Origin of the sequence: Streptomyces sp. NRRL F-5755, from assembly GCF_001279365.1 — a bacterium.
Taxonomy (GTDB): Bacteria; Actinomycetota; Actinomycetes; order Streptomycetales; family Streptomycetaceae; genus Streptomyces; species Streptomyces rimosus.
The window spans coordinates 20039-39261 of the sequence record NZ_LGCW01000273.1; the positions used below are offsets into that span (position 1 = coordinate 20039).

At 72.8% G+C, this 19223-nt stretch carries 16 protein-coding genes; 13 read left to right on the forward strand and 3 right to left on the reverse strand.

What is annotated here, in order from left to right; all coding sequences use genetic code 11:
• Window positions 1–27: 27 nt before the first annotated feature.
• Window positions 28–1203, reverse strand: coding sequence for an FAD-dependent monooxygenase (locus ADK86_RS25630; RefSeq protein WP_053698708.1), 1176 nt, complete (start codon window positions 1201–1203; stop codon window positions 28–30).
• A 184-nt stretch (window positions 1204–1387) separates the two neighbouring features.
• Here ADK86_RS25630 and ADK86_RS25635 point away from each other — a divergent pair, with 184 nt between their 5' ends.
• Window positions 1388–2512 (forward strand): hypothetical protein, encoded by a 1125-nt coding sequence (locus ADK86_RS25635; RefSeq protein WP_053698709.1) that lies wholly within the window; start codon window positions 1388–1390, stop codon window positions 2510–2512.
• 88 nt (window positions 2513–2600) lie between these two features.
• Here ADK86_RS25635 and ADK86_RS25640 read toward each other — a convergent pair whose 3' ends face one another.
• Window positions 2601–5798 carry a cytochrome P450 gene (locus ADK86_RS25640; RefSeq protein WP_053698710.1) on the reverse strand — a complete coding sequence of 1066 codons (3198 nt, stop codon included), beginning with the start codon at window positions 5796–5798 and terminating at the stop codon, window positions 2601–2603.
• A 105-nt stretch (window positions 5799–5903) separates the two neighbouring features.
• Here ADK86_RS25640 and ADK86_RS25645 point away from each other — a divergent pair, with 105 nt between their 5' ends.
• From ADK86_RS25645 to ADK86_RS25690, 11 genes are all read left to right on the forward strand, one after another.
• Window positions 5904–6554 (forward strand): helix-turn-helix transcriptional regulator, encoded by a 651-nt coding sequence (locus tag ADK86_RS25645; RefSeq protein WP_053698711.1) that lies wholly within the window; start codon window positions 5904–5906, stop codon window positions 6552–6554.
• Window positions 6555–6688: 134 nt separating this feature from the next.
• A complete protein-coding gene (locus ADK86_RS43310) occupies window positions 6689–7099 on the forward strand; it encodes a hypothetical protein (RefSeq protein ID WP_159393955.1) in 411 nt (136 codons plus the stop codon).
• Window positions 7096–7668: a YrzE family protein gene (locus tag ADK86_RS25650; RefSeq protein WP_159393956.1), complete on the forward strand. Its 573-nt coding sequence runs from the start codon at window positions 7096–7098 to the stop codon at window positions 7666–7668. Before ADK86_RS43310 ends, ADK86_RS25650 begins: the two co-directional genes overlap by 4 nt.
• A gap of 141 nt (window positions 7669–7809) precedes the next feature.
• Window positions 7810–10668, forward strand: a complete 2859-nt coding sequence (locus ADK86_RS25655; RefSeq protein WP_053698713.1) for a peroxidase family protein — start codon at window positions 7810–7812, stop codon at window positions 10666–10668.
• An 86-nt stretch (window positions 10669–10754) separates the two neighbouring features.
• A complete protein-coding gene (locus ADK86_RS25660) occupies window positions 10755–11216 on the forward strand; it encodes a universal stress protein (RefSeq protein WP_030597372.1) in 462 nt (153 codons plus the stop codon).
• 186 nt (window positions 11217–11402) lie between these two features.
• Window positions 11403–12602, forward strand: a complete 1200-nt coding sequence (locus ADK86_RS25665; protein ID WP_053698714.1) for an SAM-dependent methyltransferase — start codon at window positions 11403–11405, stop codon at window positions 12600–12602.
• A 76-nt stretch (window positions 12603–12678) separates the two neighbouring features.
• Window positions 12679–14184 (forward strand): glycoside hydrolase family 3 protein, encoded by a 1506-nt coding sequence (locus ADK86_RS25670; protein ID WP_053698715.1) that lies wholly within the window; start codon window positions 12679–12681, stop codon window positions 14182–14184.
• A gap of 65 nt (window positions 14185–14249) precedes the next feature.
• Window positions 14250–14888: a DUF1796 family putative cysteine peptidase gene (locus tag ADK86_RS25675; RefSeq protein ID WP_053698716.1), complete on the forward strand. Its 639-nt coding sequence runs from the start codon at window positions 14250–14252 to the stop codon at window positions 14886–14888.
• A 9-nt stretch (window positions 14889–14897) separates the two neighbouring features.
• The gene (locus ADK86_RS25680; protein ID WP_053698717.1) at window positions 14898–15656 is read left to right on the forward strand and encodes a PIG-L deacetylase family protein; all 759 of its coding nucleotides are present in this window, start codon (window positions 14898–14900) and stop codon (window positions 15654–15656) included.
• Window positions 15653–16432 carry an ABC transporter ATP-binding protein gene (locus tag ADK86_RS25685; protein ID WP_053698718.1) on the forward strand — a complete coding sequence of 260 codons (780 nt, stop codon included), beginning with the start codon at window positions 15653–15655 and terminating at the stop codon, window positions 16430–16432. Before ADK86_RS25680 ends, ADK86_RS25685 begins: the two co-directional genes overlap by 4 nt.
• A complete protein-coding gene (locus ADK86_RS25690; protein WP_053698719.1) occupies window positions 16429–17292 on the forward strand; it encodes an ABC transporter permease in 864 nt (287 codons plus the stop codon). Before ADK86_RS25685 ends, ADK86_RS25690 begins: the two co-directional genes overlap by 4 nt.
• 70 nt (window positions 17293–17362) lie before the next feature.
• On the opposite strand, the gene ADK86_RS25695 is transcribed toward ADK86_RS25690, so the two are convergent.
• A complete protein-coding gene (locus ADK86_RS25695; RefSeq protein WP_030597355.1) occupies window positions 17363–17584 on the reverse strand; it encodes a dodecin in 222 nt (73 codons plus the stop codon).
• 170 nt (window positions 17585–17754) lie between these two features.
• Here ADK86_RS25695 and ADK86_RS25700 point away from each other — a divergent pair, with 170 nt between their 5' ends.
• Entirely contained in the window at window positions 17755–19200 is a 1446-nt protein-coding gene (locus ADK86_RS25700) for an amino acid permease (RefSeq protein ID WP_053698778.1), read from the forward strand.
• The last annotated feature ends 23 nt before the right edge of the window (window positions 19201–19223 follow it).

Below are 19223 nucleotides of genomic sequence, written 5' to 3' on the forward strand. Positions count from 1 at the left end.
GCCGTACCGATCCACCGGTCATCCACCTCACCACTCCACGCGATACCCGGTAAGCCAGTCATCCGCACCATCTCCCCCACGCCCGACGCTGCGCGGCAGCATCACGTCGCGCACCAGCCGTCGTATCGCACCCGGCGCCGACCGGCGGGTCATGCGTGCGCTGTGTGCCACCACGCGCTCCACGCGGGCGCGGCGCAGTTCCTCGTACGCGGCGAAGGCGCGTCGGGGTTCGTGCTGGTCGCGCAGGCACTTGGCCAGGACGATGCTGTCCTCGATGGCCATCGAGGCACCTTGTGCGGCGTTCGGGGCCGCCGCGTGGGCCGCGTCGCCGATGATCACCATGGTGTCGGAGTACCACCGCGGGGTGACGGCCAGGTCGTAGGCGTGCGAGGCGATGATGTGCTCGCCGGTGGCGCGGACGACGGCGGCGGCCGGGGTGTGGTCGGCGGCGAGGAGCGCGAGGAGCCGCTGTCGCCACTGGTCGGCGGTGACGGCGGCCAGGTCGCGGCGGGAGCGTTCGGGGCCCGGTGCGTTGGCGAACCACCACACCTCGCCGTCCGGCGCCGCCGTGCAGCCGAAGAAGGCCCGCCGGCCGTAGATCATGGTGTAGGTGTCGGGCGCGGACGGCGGTTTGATGTCGCGGGTGTAGCCGCAGACGGTGTTCTGGCCGGTGTAGCGGGGGCGGGGCGCCGCGGGGTCGATCAGCTTGCGGACGACCGAGTGGATGCCGTCCGCGCCGATCATGAGGTCGCCCTCGGCGCGGCTGCCGTCGGAGAAGGAGGCCACCACGCGGCGGTCGCTGACGGTCTCGGCGGCGACGAGCCGTTTCCCGTGCCGTACGGGAATGCCGCGCCGTCGCGCCTCCTCGTGCAGCACGCGGTAGAGGGTGGCGCGGGTGAGCGTACGCGGCCCCATCGCGGTCTCGTCCACCGTGCCTGCGAGGGGCCGCTCGCCGAGCCGCTTGCCCGTGCCGCTCAGGAACTCCACTCGCTCGGCGGGGAAGGAGTTGGCCAGGACGGGCCCGTGCGCACCGATGGCGCGCAGCGCTTCCAGCCCGTTGGCGAACACGACGAGAAACGCGCCCACATCGTCGGCCCCGCTCTCGTACGCCTCGAAAACCTCCGCCTCGATCCCTGCCTTCTGCAGAGCCATCGCGGTCACCGCTCCCGCGATCCCACCGCCGATGATCAGAGCTTTGGTCATGGCGCTCCCCAGGTGAATCGCCGCCCGGCGGCACGCGGAACCGCGCCGCCACCGTCCACGATGCCGCCGGTGCGGTGCGCAGAGCCAGACCCCGGGCGCGGGCCGGTACCGGCCGCTCCACGTCCGACGCGGGTTCGTGCGGCCTCGTGATATCCGCGGTCCTGCCCTTCACTATGCTGCCGGGATGACCGCGCACTTGCCCCCGTCGCTGACCCCGGAAGACGCCAGGAAGCTTCAGCACTCGCTCCGGGCCGAGATCGGGCCGGGCCTCAGCGAGCGGGAACTCGACGCGGTCGAGGCACGGTTCGGCTTCACTTTCTCGGCGGACCACCGGGTTTTCCTCGCCGCCGGGCTCCCGCACGGGTCACGGCGCTGGCCGGACTGGCGCAACGGCGATCCCGAGGAGCTGGCCTGGCGGCTCTCCCAGCCGGTCGAGGGTGTGCTCTTCGACGTCGAGCACAACGGCTTCTGGCATCCCGCCTGGAGTCCGAGGCCCGCGAAGATGTCCGACGCACTGCACATCGCGCGGTCCGAGTTGCGGTCCGTACCGCAACTGATTCCCGTCTACAGCCACCGCTACCTGCCCGGCACAGCGGGCGAATACGGCCACCCCGTACTGTCCGTCCACCAGACCGACATCATCATCTACGGGAACGACCTCGCCGACTACATACGGCATGAGTTCACCGGCCGGGGAAGCAGCCTCCCGGCCCACGCGACTGTCGATTTCTGGTCGTACTTCATCCACGGCGGCCCCGGCATCGATGTCGCCCTGCCCACCCCGCACACCCTCTGCGCCGTCAGTGCCCAGGAGGCCGTCGAGAACCTGCGGATGCTGGCGCTGGAACGCCTGATCGGCCGACGCCACTACCCGCACCAACTGATCGAGGCGGGGATCACGGCGTTGGGCCTCGACGTCGAGACGGAGTCGCTTCCGCTGCTCGCCGGTCTGCCACGCGCCGAGCACGAGAACGCCGGTGCGCTCTTCGACCAGGTACTGGACGAAATCGGTCTGCCCGAGGACCTCACCAGGGACGACACCGGCATCCCCTACGAGGCGGCCCGCTGGGAGCTCGTGCGCTGGTGGCTCCGGCTGATCGTGAGCGGAAGTCTGGCCCCTGGGGCCGGCGGTGACGTGATCACGTACGAGGGCTGGGGCACACTGGCCCGGCCCGCGTCGCTCCGGCCGCTTGTCGACAAGGTCGAGGCGTACGACGGCTGGGACGCGCCCAAGGACGGGACACGCGAGCAAGCGATCGTCGCGGAGGCCGAGCGGCTGCTCGCCGGTCCCTGGCCTCCGCTGGACTGATTCTCCCGGACCGTGGCCGGGCCGGCAGGTGACGGCGGGCCGGCCCCGTGGCCCGGCCCGCCGCACGGCCCTTCAGGGCCGCCCCGCCTCACCCCGTCACATAGACATCCTCCACATACCGGCCGGCCGCCGTGAGCTCGCGCAGCCAGACCTCGGCCTCCTCCTCCGTAGCACCTGTACGGGCCGCGTACAGGTCGCGGAAGGCGGTGCGTACGCCCGGGGCCATCCGGTTGCCGTCGCCGCAGACGTAGACCCGGGCTCCGGCGTCCAGGAGTGCCCACACTTCCTCCGCCTCGGCGGCGATGCGGTGCTGGACGTAGCGGCAGCCGTCCACCGGGCGGGCGCTGAACGCGGGGCGCAGGGACACGGCCCCGGCTGCCTCGGCGGCCTGTAGTTCTTCGGCGTGGAGGTAGTCGGCTTCGGGGGCGTCGCAGCCGAAGTAGAGGAGGGCAGGGGCGAGTTGGGTGGCGGCGGCCAGGCGGTCGGCGACCGCGCCTCGGAAGGGCGCCAGGCCGGTGCCGGCCGCTACCAGGATGACCGGTGCCGGGTCGGCCGGGTCGAGGCGGAACGCCTCGCGGCAGGGCTGGACCCGGGCCAGGACCGTGTCGCCGGGCCGCAGTGTGTGCAGGTGGCCGGAGCCGGTGCCGCCGGGGAGCAGCGAGACCATCAGGTCGGCGTGGCGGGGGTCGGCGGCGGGCGAGGAGGAGAGGGAGTAGTGGCGGATGCGCAGGGCCGGGAACAGGTCGAGGATCACCGGCCAGGGCAGCGCGCCGCGCAGGGCCGGGTATTCCTCGATGAGGTCCAGGATGGTGCGCGGGTCGCCGTCGGGGATGGCCTGGAGGGCGGCACGCTCGGGCGGGCAGGGGTTGTGGTCGGCGAGCACCGCCCGTTGCGCGGCAGTCGGGCGGGCGTTCAGCTCAAGGTGGCGGGTGAGGAGCTGACGTACCGTCAGCGGGCGGTCCACGGGGAGCGTGTCCCGGCCGCCGCGACCCGCGCCCGCGCGGATGTCGAGGACCGTTTCCAGTGATACGCCCAGCACCTGCGCGGCGCGTTCGACCGCCGCTGCGCCGTTGGCGGGGAGCACGGCGACGTGGTCGGCGGTGCGGTACGTGACGCCTTCGGGGAGGGCGAGGCGCAGGAAGCGCTTGACGCGCGGGTAGCCGGTCGCGGTGAGGTCGTGCGCCTCGGTGACGGTCATCGGCTGGAGGCCGTGGCGGGCGGCGAGTGCATCCAGGGGGCCGCCGGTGACCTCGCGGACGCTGTAGGACGCGTCCGTGGCGTCGGCCGGTGTGCTCGCGCCGATGGTCGCGGGGTCGCCGTAGCGTACGAGCAGTTCGGTGCGCAGGGTGGCCGTGAACGCCTTGACGGCGCCGTTCAGGTCGCCGGATGCGTCGGCCTCGCCGCGCGGGAGGAGCCGCTCGGCGCCGAGGGCGGCCAGCCGCTCGTCGAGGAGCGTGGGCACGCGCTGGTAGGTGGCGGCCCAGTTGCGGTCGCCGACGCCGAGGACGGCGTAGGGGACGCCTTCGGCCCGGGCTTCCTCACCGGAAAGCCACTCGACGAAGCGCGCGGCGTCATCGGTCGGCTGCCCGTTGTAGGACGCGGTGACGATCACGACCGGGCGGTCCGTGGGGAGCGCGCCGGTCGCGGCGTCCAGCGGGGCCACCTCGGTGGTGAAGCCGAGGCCGGCGGCCTCGTCGGCGATGCGCTCGGCAAAGTCGCGGCAGGTGCCGTAGTTGGTGCCGTGAAGGAGGAGCAGGGCGGTGTCCTGATGGACCCGCGTCGGCAGGCCGTCGTCCGTGGCGGACTCGGCGCCGTCCGGCTCCGCGGCTCCGCCGGGCAGTACGGCGAGGGCGGCGCGCAGGCCCGCGCGGTCGGCGGGGGTGCGCCGGGCGAGGGTGAGGGTGAAGCCGTCCGGCTTGAGGGTCAGGGTTTCCTTGATGCTCAGGCGGTAGTCGCTGTGGTCGATGAGGCGGTAGCGGTGCACCAGCATGGCGAGCAGCATTGTCGCCTCGTGCAGCGCGAACTGGCGCCCGATACAGGCCCGTTCACCCGTACCGAACGGCTTGTACGCGTGCGGGGAGCGGGCCGCCTCGGCCTCCGGCGCGAACCGCGTGGGGTCGAACAGCTCCGGGTTGTCGCCCCAGGCCGGGTCGCGGTGCAGCATCGGGGTCAGGACGGTGACCAGCTGGCCCGCCTTCAGCGGGATGCGGCCGCCGAGCAGGGTGTCCGTACGGGCCTGGCGGGTGAAGGCGGCGGCGGTGGGCCACAGGCGCAGCGCCTCGTTGAGGACCTGGCGGGTGTAGGGCAGCCGGCCGATGTCCTCGAAGGACGGGTCGGGGTCGGTCTCGTCGCCCCACAGCTCGTCGGCCTCGCGCTGCGCCAGGCGCAGCGCGGCCGGGTCCTTGAGCAGGTGGTACAGGGCGAAGGACAGCGCGCCGGAAGTCGTCTCGTGGCCGGCGATGAGGAAGGTGATGACCTGGTTGCGGATGTTGGCGAGGTCGAGCGTGGTGCCGTCGGCGGGGTGGGTGGCGCCGAGCATCAGGCCGAGGAGGTCGTCGCCCGCCTCCGCGTCCGGGGTGCCGTCCGCGCCCGTACGGGAAGCGATGACCTCGTCCACGACCGAGGCGAGGTAGTCCGCGTCGGCCCGGAAGGCGGCGTCCTGCTCGGTGTAGTCGCCGTCCGGCTCCCGGCCGAGGCGTTTCATGCTCCACTCCAGGCATCGCACCATCGCCTCGACGAAGGGGTGCATGGTCGCGCGGGAGAAGGACTCGAAGTCGAAGCCGAAGCCCGCCAGGCCGATGGTGTCGAGCGTCATCCGGGTCATGTCGTCGGGGACGTCGACGGGTGTGCCGTCGGCCGCGCGCCGGTCCCAGCTGCCGATCACCCGGCGGGCGACCTTCAGCATCGCCGGGTGGTAGGTGCGCATCGAGCCGAGGGCGAAGGCCGGCATGAGGATGTCGTGCGCCTTGGCCCAGTTCGGTTCGTCGTTGTACGCGGTGAACAGGCCGTCGCCGGCGAACTCGCGGACGTTCTCCAGGGCGACCGAGACGCCCTTGGCGAAGCGGTTCTCGTCGGCCAGTTCGGTGACCAGTTCCAGGGAGGACACCAGCAGTGCCTCATGGCCGTGCAGCCGCCGCCGGTACACCGGGCCGTGTTCGCGGGCCAGGCCCATGGCCTGCTGGAGGGGGGTGCTGCTGAGGCCGGTGGCCGACAGGTCGACGACCGGCACCTCCTCGGACGGGCGCACCGCGCCGTCGGCTGCTTCGAACGGGATCGTCTCGGTCATGATTCAAGCGTGACCCGCCCCGGGTACCCTGCGACGCCGGGTAACTGCATGATTGTGCAGTGGTTTTTCGCTGTCCGCTCTTGCGGCCGGACCGGAGAAGGAGCAATGGACGACGCGACGGCGGACGGCTCGGCGGGCCCGTGGCGCAACTACTTCCTGATCCTGCTGTACCGCATCCCCGTGCCGATCGCGGTGTGCACGGCGTACGGCGAGGTGCTGATCGCCAATCCGGCGATGGCCGCCGAGTGGGGCGCGGCCCCGGGGCAGCTGCGCGGCCGCAATCTGCTGGACCTGTTCCGGCCTCGCTCCCAGGCGCAGATAGACCGCGTGATCGACGCGGTGCGCCTGGGCCGCAGGTCCCGTTACCCGGTCGAGGTGCGCTGGCGGTCAGGTACGGACGGCGCCGAGCGGGAGGGCGAGCTGACGGTCGATCCGGTCGGTGACCCGTCGGGGCCCCCGCCCGCCCTGCTGGCCCTGCTCAGCGTGCACGACGACACGCCGCCCGCGGCGGCCCCGGCACGTGATGCGGCCAGCCCCGTCGAGACCCGCATCCTCGCGCTGGCCGCCTCCGGCGCCACCACCGCCGCCATCGGCAGCCACCTCGGCCTCACCGTCGACGGCGTCAACTACCACCTCACCCGCCTGGCCCGCCGCTGGCGCGTCCAGGGCCGTACCGCCCTGGTGGCCAAGGCGTATGTGCTGGGCGTGCTGGCGGCGGGGGTGTGGCCGCCGGAGCCGGCGGCGAACGTCGAGTGAGCGCCCACCCGCAGTGGGTCGGCGACTGATTCTCGTCCAGAGCGCAGTCAGGCACCGGTGCCGACATCTATAGTCGACGCTCAACAGCTGACTGCCACGGAGCAGGGCAGGCGGAGGTTCTCGGGGGGGGACAAGTGGATCCGCACATCATTGAATTGGCAGGTACTGCAGGAACAGCCATCGTGTCCGCCATGGCGACTGACGGCTGGCAACAAGCACGAGAGCGCGTTGCGGCACTCTGGCGCCGGTTCCGCCCTGACGACGTCGAAGCGTGCATGCAGGACCTCGACGCGGCTTACGCCGCCTCACGCGGGGGAGCCGCAGGGACGCCGCAGAACGACTCATCTGCACATGCCACATGGCAAGGGCGCCTATTGACCCTCCTGCTTTCAGATCATGCCGCCGCCGAAGAAGTCCGTCAATTGACGCACATGCTTCATGCGATGAACCCCGCGCCACCTCCCCATGTCGTCCAACACGCCGAGGTTCATGATCACGGCCGTGTTTACCAGGCAGGCCGCGACCAATACATTCCGGAACGATGAGCCGTCCCTCATGGGAGGATGAGGAACGCGACTGGCGGATGTACGGCAGTGCTTCGGACGACGGGGCTGTCTACCAAGCGGGGCGCGACCAGCACATCACCGAGACCCACTACCACTTTGGTCCGGGTACGGGCCGGGAACCGGACTCTGACGACGAGGAAGATGCGCCCTATGCATCTCCGGATTACACCACTGAAGATTATTGCATTGAAGGTGGCTTCCTGTACGGCCTCGGCACTGCCTTGCTCTTCTTGCTGATTCCCGTACCGCTGCTCATCGTGGGGACGAGCATCCAGGTGATATACACGAGCCGCCCCAGCCCCTCCATGTGGTGGAGCCTGCTGTATACCCTCGTGTCCTTCGTCGTGGCAGCGGGCATCGGCTATCGGGTGTTGACTTCGGCTTTGCAGCGCACCAGCTGGTCGTATACCGGGGACCGTTTCGCCGCCGGCGTCTCCGTTCTGGGCTCCCTGGCCCTATTCGTCTACTCGCTGATTCGAGACCCCGCCCAAGCGGGGGCGATCGGTGAATGGGCGCACTTGCTGGCCGAGACGCTCGGACCGGCCTGAGCCGCCCGTGCCCCGCCCCACCACAGTGCGCTCACCCGATCTCCGCGAAGATCCACAATCCCGCCCGAAACACCCCCTGTCCGCCCGTCCAGGAGACGAGTAGCGTCATGCGCTCTTCTCCCGTACGGAGGGTGTCCTGCCATGGCCGACACCGTGAGTCACACGCAGTACGAGACGTACGAGGGCGGCAGTCCGGAGGCCGAGCGGGTGGTCTTCGACGAGCTGGCGCGGCAGTTGATGGCGGTACAGCTGAAGAACCGGGGGCGCGGGGCGCACGGGGTCGAGCGGGCCTTTCACGCGAAGGCGGCGCTGGGCGTGGAGAACGCCCGGCTGCGGTTCGACGAGTCGCTGCCCGCGGGGCTGGCCTCGGGGTGGGTGCAGCCGGGCGCGCAGTACCCGGCGGTGGTGCGGCTGTCGAACGCGAGCGGTACGGCGCAGCCGGACATCGCGCCCGATCTGCGGGGCATCGCCGTACGGGTGGAGGTGTCGGCGGAGGAGACCCACGATCTGCTCGCCACCAACTTCCCGGTGTCGCACGCGCGCGACGCGCGGGAGTTCGTGGCGTTCGCCAAGGCGATGGCGGGGGCCCGTAACCCGGTGCAGAAGGCGTTCGGGCTGCTGGTGAAGCTGCCGCTGGCGGTGGGCTGGAGTACGGCGACGCGGATGCGCCGCAATGTGCAGGCCGCCACCCGGCATGTGGTCGGTTCGCTGGCGCGGGAGACGTACTGGAGCCGGGGCGCGATCATGTGGGGCGACGCCGGTCCGGTCCGCTACCAGCTGCGGCCCGCGCCGGGCGGTGCCCCCGCGCCGCGCCCGGACCGGCACGACCCCGACCTGCTGCGCCACGAGCTGGCGGGGCGGCTGGCGCTGGCCGACGTCGAGTTCGAGCTGTGTGTGCAGCGGTTCGTGAACGAGAAGCACACGCCCGTCGAGGACGGCGCGGCGTCGTGGCGGGAGGCGGACGCGCCGGTGGTCCCGGTGGGGCGGCTGGTCATTCCGCGGCAGGACGTGACGACCGCCGAGGCCCGTGCGGCGGCCCGCCGGGTGGAGGCGTCGGCGTTCAACCCGTGGCACACGACGGACGAGTTCCGCCCGCTGGGCAATCTCAACCGGGCGCGCAAGGCCGCCTACCGGGCGAGCGCCGGGCACCGGCTCGGCACCCGCTTCCGTACGGAGGAGCCACTGCGCAACACCGTGCTGGGCGTGCCAGTGCGGGCGGCCTTCCGGGCGGTCAACCGGTATGTGCCGTGGCACCGGCTGCCGCTGAACCTGAGCCTTTTGAACCTGGTCGCGCTGCGGCAGGCGCTGCGCCGGTTCAACCTCATCGACACGGAGGTCCCCGAGGCGCCGCCGCGGGCCGTGCCGGTGCCGGAGACGGTGGACGAGGGCGCGCGGACGGCCCGTACGTACGACGGCTCCTCCACCGACCTGTCCGAACCGCGGATGGGCGCGATCGGCTCGACCTTCGGCCGCAACCTCGCGCCGGTGCACCGGCCCGACCTGTACGACGTGCCGAACCCGGTCACCGTCGCCCGCGAGCTGCTGCACCGTACGGCGTTCCGGCCGGCGTCCTCGCTGAACATCCTGGCGGCGGCGTGGATCCAGTTCCAGGTGCACGACTGGGTCAACCACCGGCGGTACAAGACGGGCGAGCGGGCGGTGGAGATCCCGATGCCGCCCGGCAGCGCCTGGACCAACACGCCCGGCGGCCCACCGGAGGACGTGATGCGGTTCGCCGAGAACATCGGCGTACAGCGACCCGGTGAGCCGCCGCTGCTCTTCACCAACACCACCTCGCCGTGGTGGGACGGCTCGGAAGTGTACGGCGGCGATGAGGCCACCGCGCGGTCGCTGCGCGAGCCGGACGGCCCGAAGCTGCGCCTGGAGGACGGGCACCTGCCGGTCGGCGCCAACGGCATCCCGCTCACCGGCTTCAACGAGAACTGGTGGCTGGGCCTGAGCGTGATGCACACGCTCTTCGCCCGGGAGCACAACGCGCTGTGCGACGCGCTGCACGCCGAGTATCCGACGATGAGCCAGGACCGGGTGTACCACACCGCCCGGCTGATCGTCTCGGCGCTGATCGCGAAGATCCACACCGTGGAGTGGACCCCGGCGATCCTGGCCACCGAGGCCATCGACATCGGCCTGAAGACGAACTGGCAGGGCCCGCCCGACAACTGGCTGAGCAAGCTGGGGCTGTGGCTCGTCGAGGCGCACGCGCTGCGCGGCATCCCGCAGACGCTGCCGGACCACCACAAGGTGCCGTACTCCCTCACCGAGGACTTCGTCACCGTCTACCGGATGCACCCGCTGATCCCCGACGACTACGAGCTGCGCGAGCACCGCTTCGGGCAGCGCGTGGAGACCGTCGGCTTCGACGACATCCAGGGCGTCGCGGCCGAGGGCGTGGCCCGCAAGACCGGCCTGACCGACACCCTGTACTCGCTGGGCATCGCCCACCCGGGCGCGATCACGCTGCACAACTACCCGAAGGCGCTGACCCGCTTCGAGCGGGACGGGGAGATCATCGACCTGTCGGTGGTCGACCTCGCCCGGACCCGGCGGCGCGGCGTGCCGCGCTACAACGACTTCCGCGCCGGGCTGCACAAGCAGCGGGTACGCCGCTTCGAGGACATCAGCTCCGATCCGGAGACGGTGGCGCGGCTGCGGGAGGTCTACCGCGATGTCGACGAGGTGGACACGATGGTGGGGCTGTTCGCGGAGAACCCGCCGGAGGGCTTCGGCTTCAGCGACACCGCCTTCCGGATCTTCATCCTGATGGCGACCCGCCGTATCCAGTCGGACCGGTTCCTGACCGTCGACTTCCGGCCGGAGCTGTACACCCCGCTCGGCATGGACTGGATCGCCCGCGGCGGGATGAACTCGGTCATTCTGCGGCACTGCCCCGAGCTGGCGGCGATGCTGCCGCGCGACGCGAGCGCCTTCGCGCCCTGGCGGCCGGTGCTGCCGGAGCGCGGCAACGGCGCGGGCTCCTGATCCGGGCGGCGCGCGCCCCGGCCGGAGTGGCCGGGGCGCGCGGGCCCGGCGGAGAAGCGGAGGGCAGTGCCCGATAACCTCCTGGTGTGGAGGAGAACACGCCCGCGCAGTTCGAGCGCGGTACGGACGGTCCCAAGGTCATCGTCGTCGGCGTCGACGGGTCGGACTCGTCGTGGCGCGCCGCCGCCTACGCGGCGGGGCTGGCCCGCCGGCAGGGCTCCAAGCTGGCCCTGGTGTACGTACAGCCGGTGCTGCCGGCCGGGGCGGCCATGGGCGCGCCGGTCGTGGACGCCACCAACGAGGTCGCCGAGGAGCTGATGGCGGAGATCCGCGCGGCGACGGAGCGGGTGCAGGGGACGTACGACCTGCGCTGGGAGTTCCACACGCTGCGCGGCGACCCGTATTCGGGCATGGTGCAGATGGCCGACGAGCTGACGGCGGACGCCGTGGTGGTGGGGGCCTCGGAGTCGGCCGGGCACCGGATCATGGGGTCGGTGGCGGTACGGCTGGTCAAGGCCGGGCGGTGGCCGGTGACGGTCGTTCCGTAGCCGGGGCCGGGGAGCACGCCGGCCCCGGGGAGCGGATTCCGGCCACCGCACCGGCCGAAATGCAAGCGTCAACCACATTGGTCTGGACCACGCGGGTGGGGGCGGTTAGGGTCCCTTCCGTACGGCGCACCCGGCCGTACGGTTCCCGCTTCGCGCCCCCGCCAGCTCTGCACCTGGGACCGGTCCATGATCGAAATCGTGGTCGTACTCCGGGTCGAGGACGCCGTCCTCGACTTCCTCTCCGTCCTGACCGACCCCGACCCCGGCGGCGGTCCGGCCGCCGTGGTCCTCGCCGACCGCGGCGACATCCTCGCGCTGCCCGCCGGCCTGCCGCCCGCCGAACGCCTCGCGCTGCTCGCACCGTACGTACGGTCCGCCGAGGACGACGCCGCCTCGCCCGGCCCCGACGCCCTCGCCGATCTCGTACGCCGCGCCGCCGGCGGCCACTCGGCCCGTGTGTGGACCCACTCGCCCGCCGACAACCGGCGCAGCCGGGGCCGCGTCGGCCGGGACACCGCCATCGCCTGCGCGGGACTGGCGGACGCCGCCGGTCCGTCCGGCAGCACGACGGTGCTGACCGTGCGGCACGCCGTCGGCTACTCCCCCTTCCTCCAGTTCGTCAGCGACCTCGACCGCCCGCTCGGCCGCGCACAGATCGCCGCGAAACTCGACTTCGTCAACACCGCGGCCGCCGCGCTGCTCGACACGCCGTCGCCCCAGTTCATGGTGCAGACGCCCCGCATCCCGGCCGCCGAACGGTTCTTCGCCGCCGACCCCGGCGAGCGCGAACGGCTCTTCGCGCTGCTGGCGAGCCTCGACGACGAGGCCGCCGCCGTGGTGGACCCGTGGGAGTTCGCCACATCGCCGTACGAGGCCCGGCGGCTGGACGCGACCGCCGCGTGGGTACGGCGGCACTGCGCGCCCGGCGGGGCGCCGCTGGTGGAAGTCGGCGCCTGTGAGGGCGCGTTGACGGCCCGGCTCGCGGCGGACGGCTTCTCCGTGTACGCCACCGAGCCCAACCCGCACTTCCGGTCGCGGCTCGCCGCCGGGCAGGACGGCACCGCGGCCGTCCGGGTCGGCGCCGAGGACCTGGCCGAGCTGGCCAAGAGCGGCCCGGCCGGGGCCGCGTACCTGCTGATCGAGATGCTCTACTACGGCCAGGACCCGGCCCTCCTCGACGATCTGCCCACCGACCTGCTGTTCCTCGCCCTGGAGCCGGAGGCGCTGGAGACCCGGCTGCGGCCGTGGCTCGCCGCCTCCGCGGTGTGGCGGGCGGTCGAGGAGACCCGGCTCGTCGCGCCCCGGGTGGAGCCGGTCTGCGGCGGCCGGGCGTACCTGAGCAAGCGCGGCAGCGTCGGGCTCGTGCTGCGCCGCACCGACGGCTGAGCTGCACCGGGCCGCATCCGCCCGCCGTCCCGTTCCGCACCGGCTGCCGCCGTTCCCCCGTACCGGAAGGCCCCCCATGCGCGCCGACACAGCCCTGGTCAACGCCTGCCTGCTCCCCGCCTACGCGGGCCGTTCGCCCGCCGACTGGATCCTGCGCGCGGCGGACGAGGGACTGGCGGGCGTCGGCCTGTTCGGCACCAACTTCCCCGCGGGCGCCGGGCCGTTGCGCGAGGAGGTCACCGGGCCGCTCCGCGCGGTCCGCCCGGACCTGCTGATCGCGCTGGACGAGGAGGGCGGTGACGTGACCCGGCTCGACTACCGCCGGGGCAGCGTCCACCCGGGCAACCACGCCCTCGGCGCCGTGGACGACGTGGCGCTCACCCGGCAGGTGGGCGCGGCGATCGCCCGCGACCTGCGGGCCGAGGGCGTCAACCTCTGCCTGGCGCCCTGCGCGGACGTCAACTCCCGCCCGGACAACCCCATCATCGGCGTCCGCTCCTTCGGCGACCGGCCGGACCTGGTGGCGCGGCACACCGCCGCGTGCGTAGCGGGAATCCAGGAGCTGGGGGTGGCCGCCACCGTCAAGCACTTCCCCGGCCACGGTGACACCCGTACCGACTCGCACTCCGAACTGCCGGACATCGACCGGGACGCCGCGTCCCTGGAGGCGGTGGACCTGCCGCCGTTCCGCGCCGGGATCGCGGCCGGCGTCAAGGCGGTGATGACCGGTCACATCCGGCTTCCGCACCTGGACGGCCTGCCCGCGACGCTGAGCCGGCGGATCGTCACCGGCCTGCTGCGCGAACGGCTCGGCTACCGGGGCGTGGTGATGACCGATGCGCTGGAGATGGCGCCGATCGTGCGGCGCTGGGGGTACGGAGGTGCCGCGGTCGCGGCGCTGGCCGCGGGCGCCGACCTGGTGGTGCTCGGGGCGACCGACGGCGAGAAGCTGCTGCCCGAGGTGCACGACGCCGTCCAGGAAGCGCTGGACCGGGGCACGCTGACCCTGGAGCGGGTGGCGGAGGCCGCCTGCCGGGTCGCGTCGCTGCGGGCCTGGGCCGACCCGGCCCGGCGCACCGGGGCGTCCTGCGAGCCGCGGCTGCCCGGCGGCGATCCCGTCGGCCTGGTCGCCGCCCGCCGCGCCCTGCTCGTGTCCGGTGTCCCCCGGGCGGCCGGCGGGCGCCGCCTGCACACCGTACGGCTGGCGACCGTGGCCAACCTGGCGGTGGGCGAGGCGCCGTGGGGGCTGGACGCCCCGCTCCGGGACCTCGGGGCGCTGGCCTCCGCCACCGACGTGGCGCCGGGCACCGAGCCGTCCGCGATCGGCCTGCCACCGGACGACGGCGCGCTCGCGGTGGTCGTCCGGGACGCGGAGCGCGACCCCTGGCAGCGCGGCGTCCTGCGGGCGCTGCGGGACCGGCGCCCGGGCCTGATCACCGTGGACATGGGGCCGGCCCCGGCCCGGCCGCTGCCCGACGACGCCCCGGCGACGCTGTTCACCCGGGGCGCCGGGCTGGCCAACGCCACCGCGGCGGCGGAGTACCTGTCGGGCCGCACCTGGCGCGGCCCGCTGCGCATATGACCGGCCGCCCGCCTCCCAGCCGGGGCAGGGACCGCGTGGCCGAGTGCGGACAAGGAGCGAGCAGCATGTACGACCACTGCGTGGGCCTCGGCTACCACTGCGAGTCCACGTACCAGATCCGCCGCATCACCGGCGTCACCCGCGCCCACTTCTTCGACTGGCTGGACCTCGACTTCGAGTCGGTGGTCGAGGCCGTCGCGGGCGGCTTCCGCCATGTGCTGCGCCCCGGCCTGGTCGAGCCGTTCGACGAGGGCCGGTGTGCCCTGGACCGTGGCAGCGACATCCGCTTCTACCACGAGTTCCACCCCGCTGCCGGCGCCGGCACCCCCGTCACCCAGCGGGACATCGACGAGCAACTGCCGCGCGTACGAGCCAAGTTCACCGCCCTGGCCGGGCGCTGGCGGGAGCTGGCCGGCTCCGGCGCGCGGGTGCTCTACGTCCACCACGACGCCTGGGACGAGCTGACCGCCGCCGACCTGCGCCGGCTCCGCGCGGTGATTGCGGCCGAGCACCCCGGCCACCGGTTCGCGCTGCACTGGCTGCGCCGCACCGCACCGCCGGACGCCGACCGGCTCGGCCCCGGCATCACCTGGGGCACCGTCGCCGCGGCGCCCGGCCGCTGGCAGGGCGACAACGCCGCATGGGACGCGGCCCTCGCCCCCGTACTCACCACCGCACCGCCCCCGCCAAGAACCCCGCACTAAGGAACCCGCATGACGCCTCCCCCGCCGCGCACCGTCATCGTCTCCCCGCACTTCGACGACGCCGCCCTCTCCCTGGCCGGCCTGATACCCCGGCTCCCCGCCCCGGTCACCGTGCTGACCGTCTTCGGCGGCCCGCCCGCCGCCCACCACGCCGTCTCCTGGTGGGACAGCACCTGCGGCTTCTCCACCGGCGCCGAGGCGCACCGCGCCCGGCTCGCCGAGGACGCGCGGGCCGCCGGCCTGCTCGGCGTGGCGCAGGCCGTCCTGGACCACCCCGACGGCCCGTACGGCGATGACGACGAACTGACCGGCCTGGACGCCTACTTGAACGCCCTGCCGACGCCGTTCCCGCTCGTCCTCCTGCCCATCGGCACCAACCAGCGCGACCACCGGCGGGTGCGCGACCGCGCCCTGCGCGTCCTGGACGGGCTGGGCGCGCCGCTGCCGCTGCTGTACGCCGACCTGCCCTACACCGGCCATCTGCCCGAGTGGGGCACCCCGGACACCGACCGCGCCCTCGGCGCCGACGCGACCTACGGGCTCTCCTACCAGGACCTGCTGACCCGTTACGACCTCGATGTCGCGCACGACCTGGTGCTGGACGACGACGCGTGGGCCCGCAAGCGGGAGGTGGTGCTCTGCTACGGCTCGCAGCTCGCGCCGCTGGCCGCCGACCACGGGAGCGTACTGGCCCGGCGCGGGCCGCTGCGCGCCGAGCGCGTGTGGTCGCCGGTGCGCCGTCCGGAGTCCGCCGGGGCGGTCGCATGACCGCGCCGCCGCCCGTCCTGGAGGCGCACGACCTGGTCAAGGAGTACCGCAGGGGCCGGGCCGTGGACGGCGTACGGATGGTGGTGCGCGAGGGCGAGCGGGTCGGTCTGCTCGGCCCCAACGGCGCGGGCAAGACCACCACGCTGCTGATGTGCCTGGGCGCGGTCGAGGCGGACGCCGGCAGCGTGCACGTCCTGGGCCACCGGCTGCCCGCCGGCCGGCCGGCCGCCATGCGCGGCGTCGGCTTCGCGGCCGGCTATCTGCCGCTGCCCGACCGGCTGCGGGTGCACGAGTACCTGCGGCTGTACGCGGACCTGTACGGGCTGCGCGCCCCGCGTGCGGCGGTGGAGAGCGCCCTGGAGCACTTCGGCATCGGCCACCTGGCCAACGCCATCGGCACCGAGCTGTCCAGCGGCCAGCGCACCCTGGTCGGCATCGCCAAGGCGTCCCTGCACACGCCCCGGCTGCTGGTCCTGGACGAGCCCACCGCGGCGCTGGACCCGGACATCGCCCTGCGGGTGCGCACCGGCCTGCTGGACCTGTGTGCCCGGCACGGCACCGCGCTGCTGGTCACCAGCCACGACATGGTCGAGGTGGAGCGGCTGTGCGAGCGGGTGGTCTTCCTGGCGGCCGGGCGGGTGACCGCGGACGGCACGCCGGAGGAGGTGGCGCGGCAGTTCGCGCAGCAGGACCTGGAAGGGGTCTTTCTGCACCTGGCGGAGGAGCGGGACCGCGAGCATGCCGGACGGGGCCGGGCGGAAGCCGGTGCCGTATGACTGCCACGGAGGCCCCCGACCTGCGCGGCCCGGCCGCGGCCAGCGCCCACCGCGTGCGAGCCGTCGCCCGCCGCCACTGGCTGGTGCTGCGCCGCAGCCCGCACCGGATCTTCGACGTGCTGGTCTGGCCGGTCGTCGACACGCTGCTGTACGGCTCGATCGGTCTGTTCGCCGCGAAGGCGGCGGGTGGCGGTACGCAGACGGGCGGCGCGGAGCTGGGCACCGGTCCCACGCTCGCGGTGTTCCTGCTCAGCGGCACCGTGCTGTGGCACCTGGTCCACCAGACGCAGATCTCCCTGGCCACCGGTTTCCTGGAGGAGACCTGGTCACGCAATGTGATCGGGCTGCTCACCACGCCGCTGCGCGGCTGGGAGTACCTGGCCGGGGTGGGGCTGTTCGCCCTGGTCCGTACGGCGCTCAGCACCCTCGCCGTGGCCTCGCTGGCCTTCGCCGCGTACGCCTTCGACGTGACGACGCTGGGCCTGGGTCTGATCCCCGTGGCGGCGCTGCTGCTGCTCTGCGGCTGGGCGGTGGCCCTCGCGGTGGTGGGTCTGGTGCTGCGCTACGGCAGCGGCGCCGAGGCCCTGGTCTGGGGCGGGCTGTCGGTGGTGATGCCCCTGTCCGGGGTGTTCTACCCGGTCTCGACTCTCCCGGCGCCGCTCCGCCCGGTCGCCGAGGCCCTGCCCACCACCCATGTCTTCGCGGCCGGGCGCGCGCTGGCCGGGGACGGGCCCACGCCGTGGCACGAGCTGGCCGTGGCCGCGCTGGGCACCGCCGCGCTGCTGGTCCTGGCCCTGTTCTTCCTGGGCCGGATGCTGGCTTCGTTCCGCCGCCGGGGGCTGGTCACCCGGTACTCGTGACGGCGGCCCCGTACGGGCACGACACGGCGCCCGCCCGGCCCCAGGTCCGGGCGGGCGCCGCGGGCCCGCGTCAGCCCTGCTCGGCGTCCTCCAGCCGGAAGCCGACCTTCAGCCCGACCTGGAAGTGCTCGATCGCCCCGTCGACGATGTGGCCGCGCACCTCTTTCACCTCGAACCAGTCGAGGCCCCTGAGCGTCTGGGCCGCCCGCTGGACGCCGTTGCGGATCGCGGCGTCCACGCCCTCCGGGGACGTGCCCACGATCTCCGTCACCCGGTACGTGTGATTCGTCATGACCGCTCCTTCAGCCTGCCGGTGTACGAGCCGACTGTCCGTGCTCACGCCCCGGGTGCCCGGATTCCCCGGTTCCACTCCGCCGCACCGAAGGATCTCCTTCCCCTGCCGCCCCCGAAGGGCCATGATGATCGGCCGTCGGGCGACGACGGAGAGGAAGTGGTGTGGGCATGCGCGCGGGGCAGGGAGTGTGGCGGCGTAAACCGATCGAACTCATCCAGGAGACGGAAGGCGGCTCGGGCGAACAGCTCAACCGGGTGCTCGGACTGTGGCAGCTGACGGCCATCGGCGTCGGCGGCATCATCGGCGCGGGCATCTTCACGCTCGCCGGGACCGTCGCCAACGGCAAGGCGGGGCCCGCCGTCCTGCTGTCGTTCCTGGTGGCGGGCGTGGCCAGCGCGGCGGCCGCGTTCTCGTACGCGGAGTTCGCCGGGCTCATCCCGAAGGCGGGCTCGGCGTACACCTACGGCTACGCGGTGCTCGGCGAGCTGGCGGGCTGGTTCATCGGCTGGGACCTGCTGCTGGAGTACACGGCGATCGTGGCGGTGGTCGCGATCGGCATCTCCGGCTATTTCAGTTTCCTGCTCGGCGAAATGGGGGTGGAGCTGCCCGCCTGGATGCTGGGGGCGCCGGGGACCGGTGAGGGGCACCGGGTGGACCTGTTCGCCGCGGCGCTGTGCCTGCTCATCGCGTATCTGCTGACCCTGGGCATCAAGAACGCGGCGCGCTTCGAGACGATCGTCGTGGGCCTGAAGGTCCTGGTCGTGCTGCTGGTGATCGGCGTCGGCTTCTTCCACATCAGGACCGGGAACTACACACCGTTCTTCCCCTTCGGCGTCAGCGGCGCCTTCACCGGCGCCGCGACCGTCTTCTTCGCGGTATTCGGTTATGACGCGATGAGCACCGCGGCGGAGGAATCGAAGGACGCCCAGCGCCATATGCCGAAGGCGATCCTGTACTCGCTGCTGATCTCGATGGTGCTGTACGTACTGGCCTGCCTGGTGCTGACCGGCATGCAGAACTACAAGGACATCGACCCGGAGAGCGGATTCTCCAGCGCGTTCAAGTCGGTGGGGCTGAGCAGCCTGGCCGATGTGATCGCGGTCGGCGCGATCATCGGCATTCTCACGGTGATGTTCACCTTCATGCTGGGTGCCACCCGGGTGTGGTTCTCGATGAGCCGCGACGGACTGCTGCCGAAGTGGTTCGCCAAGACCCACCCGCGGCGGCACGTGCCGACCCGGGTGACCTGGATCGTGGGCGTGGCCTCCGCCGCCATCGCGGGCTTCCTGCCGATCGGCGAGGCCGCCGAGCTGACCAACATCGGCATCCTGCTGGCCTTCGTGGTGGTGTGCGTCTCGGTGATCGTGCTGCGCTACAAGCGGCCCGACCTGCCGCGCACGTTCCGTACACCCGGCATGCCGGTGGTGCCCGCGATCGGCGTGGTCTTCTCGCTCTGGCTGATCACGTTCCTGGAGTGGCAGACCTGGGTGCGCTTCGCGGTGTGGTTCCTGATCGGCCTGGTCATCTACTTCGCGTACTCCCGGCGGCGCTCCGAGCTGGCGAAGGCGGAGCGGGAGATCGACGACCTGGAGGACCGCGAAGGGCGGCTGTGACCGCCGCCGCGCGCACGGCTTCC

Coding starts and splice junctions, on each gene's coding strand:
- ADK86_RS25690 (WP_053698719.1), top strand. CDS start 16,429: ATGACTGCCACGGAGGCCCCCGACCTGCGCGGCCCGGCCGCGGCCAGC.
- ADK86_RS25640 (WP_053698710.1), bottom strand. CDS start 5,798: ATGACCGAGACGATCCCGTTCGAAGCAGCCGACGGCGCGGTGCGCCCG.
- ADK86_RS25700 (WP_053698778.1), top strand. CDS start 17,755: ATGCGCGCGGGGCAGGGAGTGTGGCGGCGTAAACCGATCGAACTCATC.
- ADK86_RS25635 (WP_053698709.1), top strand. CDS start 1,388: ATGACCGCGCACTTGCCCCCGTCGCTGACCCCGGAAGACGCCAGGAAG.
- ADK86_RS25670 (WP_053698715.1), top strand. CDS start 12,679: ATGCGCGCCGACACAGCCCTGGTCAACGCCTGCCTGCTCCCCGCCTAC.
- ADK86_RS25655 (WP_053698713.1), top strand. CDS start 7,810: ATGGCCGACACCGTGAGTCACACGCAGTACGAGACGTACGAGGGCGGC.
- ADK86_RS25650 (WP_159393956.1), top strand. CDS start 7,096: ATGAGCCGTCCCTCATGGGAGGATGAGGAACGCGACTGGCGGATGTAC.
- ADK86_RS25630 (WP_053698708.1), bottom strand. CDS start 1,203: ATGACCAAAGCTCTGATCATCGGCGGTGGGATCGCGGGAGCGGTGACC.
- ADK86_RS25645 (WP_053698711.1), top strand. CDS start 5,904: ATGGACGACGCGACGGCGGACGGCTCGGCGGGCCCGTGGCGCAACTAC.
- ADK86_RS25695 (WP_030597355.1), bottom strand. CDS start 17,584: ATGACGAATCACACGTACCGGGTGACGGAGATCGTGGGCACGTCCCCG.
- ADK86_RS25680 (WP_053698717.1), top strand. CDS start 14,898: ATGACGCCTCCCCCGCCGCGCACCGTCATCGTCTCCCCGCACTTCGAC.
- ADK86_RS25685 (WP_053698718.1), top strand. CDS start 15,653: ATGACCGCGCCGCCGCCCGTCCTGGAGGCGCACGACCTGGTCAAGGAG.
- ADK86_RS25675 (WP_053698716.1), top strand. CDS start 14,250: ATGTACGACCACTGCGTGGGCCTCGGCTACCACTGCGAGTCCACGTAC.
- ADK86_RS25665 (WP_053698714.1), top strand. CDS start 11,403: ATGATCGAAATCGTGGTCGTACTCCGGGTCGAGGACGCCGTCCTCGAC.